The organism is Cupriavidus sp. 05T313 (assembly GCF_056396665.1).
The window spans coordinates 1-7756 of record NZ_JBFTLX010000303.1 but is presented as its reverse complement, the minus strand read 5'-3'; the positions used below and the strand labels follow the sequence as shown (position 1 = coordinate 7756).

At 62.7% G+C, this 7756-nt stretch carries 5 protein-coding genes and 4 pseudogenes; 5 read left to right on the top strand and 4 right to left on the bottom strand.

What is annotated here, in order from left to right:
* A pseudogene (locus AC1DKD_RS36750) lies at nt 1-303 on the bottom strand (hypothetical protein); the annotation flags it as partial.
* Between the two features lie 680 nt (nt 304-983).
* On the opposite strand from AC1DKD_RS36750, the pseudogene AC1DKD_RS36745 reads away from it, so the two are divergent.
* The 4 genes and pseudogenes from AC1DKD_RS36745 to AC1DKD_RS36730 all read left to right on the top strand — a co-directional run.
* Nucleotides 984-1310, top strand: a pseudogene (locus tag AC1DKD_RS36745) (LysR substrate-binding domain-containing protein); the annotation flags it as partial.
* 199 nt (nt 1311-1509) lie between these two features.
* Nucleotides 1510-4212, top strand: coding sequence for an excinuclease ABC subunit UvrA (locus AC1DKD_RS36740; protein WP_441631345.1), 2703 nt, complete (start codon nt 1510-1512; stop codon nt 4210-4212).
* Between the two features lie 185 nt (nt 4213-4397).
* Nucleotides 4398-4880, top strand: coding sequence for a hypothetical protein (locus AC1DKD_RS36735; RefSeq protein WP_441631343.1), 483 nt, complete (start codon nt 4398-4400; stop codon nt 4878-4880).
* 206 nt (nt 4881-5086) lie between these two features.
* Entirely contained in the window at nt 5087-5467 is a 381-nt protein-coding gene (locus AC1DKD_RS36730; RefSeq protein ID WP_441631341.1) for a hypothetical protein, read from the top strand.
* A 5-nt stretch (nt 5468-5472) separates the two neighbouring features.
* On the opposite strand, the pseudogene AC1DKD_RS36725 reads toward AC1DKD_RS36730, so the two are convergent.
* The 3 genes and pseudogenes from AC1DKD_RS36725 to AC1DKD_RS36715 all read right to left on the bottom strand — a co-directional run.
* Nucleotides 5473-5625, bottom strand: a pseudogene (locus AC1DKD_RS36725) (IS110 family transposase); the annotation flags it as partial.
* 494 nt (nt 5626-6119) lie between these two features.
* Nucleotides 6120-6540: pseudogene (locus tag AC1DKD_RS36720) on the bottom strand (transposase); the annotation flags it as partial.
* Nucleotides 6541-6595: 55 nt separating this feature from the next.
* A complete protein-coding gene (locus tag AC1DKD_RS36715) occupies nt 6596-7162 on the bottom strand; it encodes a phosphate-starvation-inducible PsiE family protein (RefSeq protein WP_267600556.1) in 567 nt (188 codons plus the stop codon).
* A 394-nt stretch (nt 7163-7556) separates the two neighbouring features.
* Between AC1DKD_RS36715 and AC1DKD_RS36710 the strand changes: the two genes are divergently transcribed.
* Nucleotides 7557-7756, top strand: a 200-nt coding sequence (locus AC1DKD_RS36710; protein WP_477144389.1) for a hypothetical protein, incomplete at its 3' end; no start/stop codon positions are given.

Genomic DNA, 7756 nt, shown 5'->3' with positions numbered 1-7756 from the left:
GAGATGACCGTTGCGGGTCCATTCGGCAAGCGGCAAATCCAGCCCCCGTTCGATGACGGCGCCGCCTAGCAGGGAGGTCAGTTGGTCCGCCTCCATCAATGTGCGCTCGACGTGCTGGCCGAGGGTATGGGCAAGCCGGTCGGCATCAGCCTGGATCCTGCGTAATTCGCTGCCTCTGTCCCATCCGGCCCAGAGCGCGAACCCCAGCCAGACCGACAATACGAGCATGAATGCCGAAATGCCCGGGGTGATGGTGCGCGCCGTGCCTTCGGCCGCTAGCGGCCTATATATCTCCAGACCCATGAATCCTAGCCACCCCAAAAAGATGAAATGAACGCGCTAGGAAACGGCGAGCGCCGTCCCCCGCCTCCGAACCCGGTGTGCGGTTTTCCCGCGACGGGCTCTCGAGTCAGTTGTTAGATCGCGGCGTCCTCGAGCCGCTCCATCGCGCGGCCCACGTGACGCTGGCGCCCGGCCGCAGTGGATTCAAGGTGGACGGCCGCTGCTGCTGCCGGCAGGCTGCGCATGTCGCTCATGACCGGTCCTCCCGCGTGGCGGGACCGGGGCGGTCGATCTGGCTAGCGGGGATTGCGGGCCGGCACGGGAAAGCGTGTCGCGGCGCGGGGCAAACGCCCGCTGCCGCTGTTTCCTGTGTCGTGCCGGTCATGCCGCCAGCATCGTTTGTTCTCATTCCTGACTCCGTTCTGCGCGCCGGACCCGGTGGGCGAATCCGCTGGTTCATGCAACATCGAGCAGGAGCTTAGTGAGAATATGGTATTAGTTATAATATTATTTTTTGATCGCATTCATCACTTCTAATGATGTCGAGCAGGGCGGTGCTTAGTGGGCACATACGGCCTCACCGCGCGCCACAGATAAGGGTTTTCCCCAGTTATCGGCCAGGCTTTCCGAGGCCTGCCGCAGCAAAAAAAATGATACGCTAAGTCACGTTACACAGATTCATTGATACCTAATCGACCCACTTAGCAGACGAGGAAATTGTGCTGGTCACCAGCGCCGAGCATGGCCCGGAACTGCCGGCGGCGGTGGAACTCACCAAGCTGCCCGGGCTGGAACTGGTGCTGCCCACCAAACGCCATGGCTTGCGCGGCGTGCTGGACGCCGCGACGCAGATCGAAGACCTCACGCTGCAGCCAAAATTCGAGATCGGCATCCTCGGCACCATCATGCAGTTCGTCGAGGCCACGCGTTTTGCCACGGTGCTGCCACGCATCGTGGTGCAGCGCGCGGTGGATGAGGGCCGGCGAATCTGGGCGCTTCCTGGCAAGCCACCTCAGGACGAAGACTGACATTCACAATCGCAGGAAGTAACTTCACGGTAGCGTGGTCGAAATAACCAGCGAACCATTTCGTGGCCCAAGAGCCTACGCATGAAAATCCAGTAGAGTAAGGAGTCTGATCGCAAGCTCGCCTCGTACGGTGGGACCCAGCGGCACGCCGCTTGCGACCACGTTTAAGGCCGTCACCCCCGCACCTATCCCTGCTGCCATGACCAAGCCCTCACGGTCCTCGACTGTCAAGCATTCTGTTGATCACCCTGAGTCGCCCACGCTCGCGCCACGCGGCTTCGTCCAGGTTCGCGGCGCACGGGAGCACAACCTGAAGAATGTCGACGTCGACATTCCCCGCGATGCGTTGGTGGTGTTTACCGGCGTGTCCGGTTCCGGCAAGTCGTCGCTCGCATTCGGCACGCTGTACGCGGAAGCGCAGCGGCGTTACTTCGAGTCGGTCGCGCCCTACGCGCGGCGGCTGATCGAGCAGGTCGGTGCGCCCGACGTCGATGCGATCGAAGGCCTGCCGCCGGCGGTCGCCTTGCAGCAGCAGCGTGGCACGCCGAGCGCGCGTTCGTCAGTGGGCAGCGTGACGACGCTGTCGAGCCTCGTCCGGATGATGTACTCGCGAACCGGCAGCTACCCGCCGAAGCAGCCAATGCTGTATGCGGAGGACTTCTCGCCGAATACGGTACAGGGCGCCTGCCCGACCTGCCATGGGCTCGGCCGCGTATATAGCGTGACCGAACGCTCGCTGGTGCCCGACGACTCGCTCACGATTCGCGAGCGCGCGATCGCGGCATGGCCGCCCGCTTGGCACGGTCAGAATCTGCGCGACATACTCGTCACGCTCGGTTACGACGTCGACACGCCGTGGCGCGATCTGCCGAAGAAAGACCGCGACTGGATTCTGTTCACCGACGAACAGCCAACGGTGCCGGTCTATGCCGGCTTCACGCCGAAGGAGACGCGCGCCGCCCTCAGGCGCAAGGCACAGCCCAGCTACCAGGGCACGTTCACCGGCGCGCGCCGGTACGTGTTACATACCTTCGCAAATACGCAGAGCGCGTTGATGAAGAAACGCGTGTCGCAGTTCATGATCGGCGGCGAATGTCCGTCGTGTCACGGTAAGCGTCTGAAGGCGGAAGCACTCTCGGTGACATTCGCCGGTATGGATATCGGCGAGCTGTCACAACTCCCCATCGCTCGGCTCGCTGCGTTGCTCGAACCCGTCTCGCGCGGCCAGTGGCCGTCTTCCAGCACATCTCCCGACGGCGCGATTCTCGACAGGAACAGCCGGCGCAAGGCGACCGCCAGACGTGTCGCGGCCGGCGGACAGGCTCACCAGGGGGCGCCTGACGTGCGCCGTACGCCTAACCTGTCCGACGAGAAGCGTGTGGCAGCGCAGCGGCTCGCGATCGAACTGCTCGAACGTCTGAAAACCTTGATCGACCTCGGTCTCGGCTATCTTGCGCTGGACCGTGCGACGCCAACGCTGTCCTCCGGAGAACTGCAACGGCTGCGGCTCGCGACGCAGTTGTCGTCACAACTATTCGGCGTTGTTTACGTGCTCGACGAGCCGTCTGCCGGACTGCATCCTGCGGACGGCGATGCGTTGCTCGAAGCGTTGCAGCGCCTGAAGGCTGCGGGCAATTCCCTGTTCGTGGTCGAGCACGACATTGGCGTGATGCGGCGCGCCGACTGGCTCGTCGACGTGGGCCCGGATGCCGGCGAGGCGGGCGGACGTGTGATCTACAGCGGACCACCCGCCGGCCTTGCAGATGTCGAAAACTCGCGCACACGCCGCTACCTGTTTGCGCAAGGCGAGTTAGAGGCGCAGGCGAGCGAGGCTGCGACCCGTCCGCGCCGCGAGTCCCGCGGCTGGCTGCGGCTCGAAGACGTGACGCGCAACAATCTGCACAATCTTGCTGCGGATTTTCCACTGGGTTGCCTGACCACGGTAACGGGCATCTCGGGCTCCGGCAAGTCCAGCCTCGTGAGCCAGGCGCTGACGGAGCTTGTGGCGGAACATCTCGGGCGCGCAGCCGATCTTGCCGAAGACGACGAAGTCGACCCGCTCTTTGCCACCCCGCCCGTCACGACCGACGGGCGGATCACAGCCGGCATGGACAAGATCAAACGTCTCGTGCGCGTCGACCAGAAGCCGATTGGCCGTACGCCGCGCTCGAATCTCGCGACCTATTGCGGGTTGTTCGACGCTGTGCGCAAGCTGTTCGCCGCGACTCCCGCTGCACGCAAGCATCGCTACAGCGCCGGCCGGTTCTCGTTCAACGTCGCGCAGGGGCGATGTCCGACGTGCGAGGGCGAAGGCTTCGTGATGGTCGAGCTGCTGTTTTTGCCCAGCGTCTACGCGCCCTGCTCGACCTGTCAGGGCAGCCGCTACAACCCGCAGACGCTCGAGATTCGCTGGCGCGAGCGCAATATTGCCGAGGTGCTGGCGATGACCGTGGACACGGCATGCGACTTCTTCGTCGACGAGGCGCAGGTGATGCGCTCACTGACTGTGCTCCGTGATATCGGCCTCGGCTATCTACGGCTTGGTCAGCCGGCCACCGAGCTCTCCGGAGGCGAAGCGCAACGCATCAAACTTGCGACCGAGTTGCAGCGTGCGCAACGCGGGGATACGCTCTACATCCTCGACGAGCCGACGACCGGTCTGCATCCAGCCGACACCGATCGCCTGATGGTGCATCTGCATGGGCTCATCGATGCCGGCAATACTGTGGTGCTGGTCGAGCACGACATGCGTGTCGCGGCGCAAAGCGACTGGATCCTCGACATCGGCCCGGGTGCGGGAGAAAGCGGCGGGAGGATCGTTGTGAGTGGCGTGCCGGAGACGGTGGCGCTCGCCGTGGACAGTCGTACCGCGAGCTATCTGCGGGCCGTGATATTTCGTTGATTTCGTTGATCTGGTGGGTCGGCGGGGCACGCCGAAAACCCTTTGATAGGACCGCGTTCGGCCACGAGCCGTCATTGGCTCACATCAACTATTCGACATCCGGGAGGCAGTTCGACTCCTGAAAGCGGTCGCCCAAGGGCGAACTTGGACGATTGCTCATTTTTGATGCGGAGAAGCTACTGCCCTTGACGCAGCGCATTAGCACCATCGCCGCGATCGGCGCCGCCCTCACCTTTTCCGCCTCGCCCGCGTCAGCGCTCGGCGTCCTCGCCTACGGCGACGAGCCGGTGGGTGATCCCGGCGGCGTCGTGCAGGATCTGATTTCGACTGAGTTCGAGCGCTTTTTTAGTGCTGCCGGGACGGTCCTGGTGATTCACTACGATACGGTACAGCTGGGAATGGACCGCGTGTGGCACGCCACCGTCGGCATCAGCGCGGCACCCGAGGCCGGAGCCACCGCACGGCTTCCCGCTTGGCGTTTCAACGCGACCCGCTTGATCCGGAACCATGGGAATGTTGACGTGGCTGGCAGACGTGAGTGCCTCACCAGCGCGATACACGAGGCCGCACGAAACATGATGCAGGTGCCAATCCCCGAGTTGGCAACGCGCAGCAAGGCCTCGCTTGTCGGGGCGCGCAACGCCAAGCGCGCCGGACGGGACATTTGACGGCTCCCGGCTGCCCGGCCTTGACTTCGAGCCTGCCCCTGTAGATTGGATGTATATCCCATCACCCCCGTGCTTCCGATGCAGGCCCACCCCACGCAACTCAGCCTCTTCGATGAAATCGCTCGCGCAACCGTCGCGCGGTCGCCGGCTCGCCCATTGGTGCTGATGGCCTGCTCGGCCACGAAGCTCAACCGCCCTGCCCCGCCATGGATCTGTATCGCGGCGTCATGTATGAAACGTTTCGCGCGCATGTGCGAGCTGATGCGCAGCCCCAGGTCATCATCCTATCCGCGCAGCATGGCTTTATCCGCCCACCGCTCCTCGGCCGCGCGTATCACCCGACGGTAGTGCATGCCACCGGCGAGGAAGACCGGGCCGACCCGGTCGGGCCACGCCGCACCGGCCATCGCCGTCGACAGGCCCGAGAGCATGATCTCCGCGCGATCCGCGGTCATACGGGCATCGTAGGGGGCAATCTCCGCATCCGGCTGGCGCATAAGGTTGGTGCTGGCAGTGCGCCGACGATCATGGAAACCAGCGGTGGCACCGGGATGCAGCGCTCCCACCTCGGCCAGTATCTGGCCTAACCAATGATGCCAACCAGACACGGCGGCATGTTGGCAAAAGAAGCGGCGACCCGGTCGCCCTTGAGTTGCTTCCTCAACACGGTCTTACCATGCTCGTTAACACCATGCACCTGAAATACAGTTTTCGCCAAGTCGATACCAACGGTCGCGATCTTCATGTCGAACGCTCCTCCTTCTTACAGTAGGTTACGCAACCCTTCCACTATCGCATCTCTGACGCGATTGGGTTGTGAGTTGGGGGCGTCCATACCAATGGATCCCGGCGTGCCCAATTCAGGCACCAAATGTGGTCCACCACATTTAGCAGAGGTTCCTTGGTTAGCGGTCGCGGCCGCTGCGTATGAACAGCCCCTGCGGAGAGCACGCGACCAGTAGCCAAAAAACCGTTTGTGCTAAACCGCTCCACGGGCGGTAGCGTCTATGGGCATTGAAAGGTCGCCGCGATGATCCGGCGCGATCCACACGCGTAAGCCGCCCACGGGACTGCGGTGAAGTGACGATGGCGATCGTGCGATGCCAGTGTAAGGGTGGACATCGCGAGATGAATCGGGCAGCTTTCAGACATTTCCATGCAGAAAGACCTGGATGGAGCAAGCCCGGGCGCGTTGCCCGCAGGAATAATGGACACGTGGTCGAGGGCAATGCCAACAGATCAGTGAACATGGTGAGGGGGCGGCGCACGCGGAAGTGCACCCGGCAGGAACGTTTCGATGCATACCATGTGACCCTTGGCGCAGATGGGGCAATCGTGTAGCGACCTGCCGGTGAGTCGCTGGTAACGTTCACGGTAGTCGTCCATGAGGCTGGAGGTGTCGTCCGCTGGGGCCACCCGGCGGCAGGCGGCAAGCTTGGCTGCTCGGTGGCGATTGGCCAGCAGGCCGTAACTGCGGATGTGCTTGAAGCCGTCGGGCAGGACGTGCAGCAGGAAGCGGCGGATGAAATTCGTCGGCCGCGAGCGACATGGTCCGGCTTGCGGGCCCATGTTTGTAGTCCTTCCACTGGAAGGTGACCGCCTCGTCGCCGTCGAAGCGCTGCAGCCGGTGGTTGCAGATGGCGACCGCGGATCGCTGGCGAAGGCTGACCAGAACCATGACGCGGGTGTCCGCTTTCGAGAAGGCCACGAGTCGCTCAGGCATTCGCATCCTGATCGTTGCCGTCCCGTTCGATGCCTCGTTGATGCGCCGCCTTCATGGGCGCAGATTTGCCTTGTTCAGCCATCGCGGCATCAACCGGGTCGTCGCGCTGGCGCATCAGCCAGTAAACGATGCCAAGCGCAACCAATGCAGCCGCAAGAGCGGCGATATGCGCGGGCGGCGTGGCCGGGTCGAGAATGATGAATTTGCGCGCTATCGCCAACAGGGCAATGAGGATGACGGTCTTGACTTGGACAATGTGGTCGCGCCGCACCATAACCCTGGTGATTGAATGCTTGAATTCCATTGCGATCAGCAGTGTCATGACCATGCCGAACACCGATTGAAACGTCCCATGATCCAGCGGGTTCAGTGCGCCCGACATAAGCAACATGGCGACCGCGCGTATCAGTTGCCAAAGCGATACGACAATGATCACTGAAACCACTGCGCTCAGGATGTGGGCAACGATCTGCTCGAAGCGCTCATAGAAGCTCAGAACGCGCCACTGCAGCCGATATGCATCGAGATCCTTGCGCAGGCCGCCTCTTTCATTCCTCATGGTTCACCCTTCCAGATAGTTAGACATCGACGGAGCGGATTGAGAGGGAAGCCGGGGGCATGAGCCTCTCCGGGCTGGGATGAGGGCTTCCTTAACATATTAGGGTGCGGAATCCGCAAAGTCATTTAAAATTCCATATCCGGCTTTTGATATCGGCACGCCGTGCACACGCTCGCCCATCCAGCGGCGCAAGGACGAATGCGCCATCGGCCGGCCGAAGAGAAGGCCCTGCGCAAGGCGTACTCCCCTGGCAATAAGCCTAGCCCGCTGGTCCTCGGTTTCCACGCTCTCGGCTATGTCTTGACCTTTTCGATGCGACTCGGCACTGCAACGCCGGGCTCCGCAACGCGCGAGGTCGTTGTAGACATCGATCCGCTAGCAGAGCATCCGCCGCATGACATTGAGAGGTACCACGTGCTCTCCGCGCCGAGTCGCGCTTGTTCCTCAGCGCACCACCGAAGGACTGGCGGAGGCGCTCGCCAATGGCACACAAACGCGTGCATTCGAGAAGCTTCTGGAACGCTTGGCGGAACATCAACTCGTCAAGCTCGCACATGCCATGAGCATTACCCTTGCGCCGTGCTCGACCTCGAC

Bases quoted from the DNA above. Each gene is read 5' to 3' on its own strand.
- AC1DKD_RS36715 (WP_267600556.1), bottom strand. From the start codon at position 7,162: ATGAGGAATGAAAGAGGCGGCCTGCGCAAGGATCTCGATGCATATCGG.
- AC1DKD_RS36740 (WP_441631345.1), top strand. From the start codon at position 1,510: ATGACCAAGCCCTCACGGTCCTCGACTGTCAAGCATTCTGTTGATCAC.
- AC1DKD_RS36730 (WP_441631341.1), top strand. From the start codon at position 5,087: ATGGATCTGTATCGCGGCGTCATGTATGAAACGTTTCGCGCGCATGTG.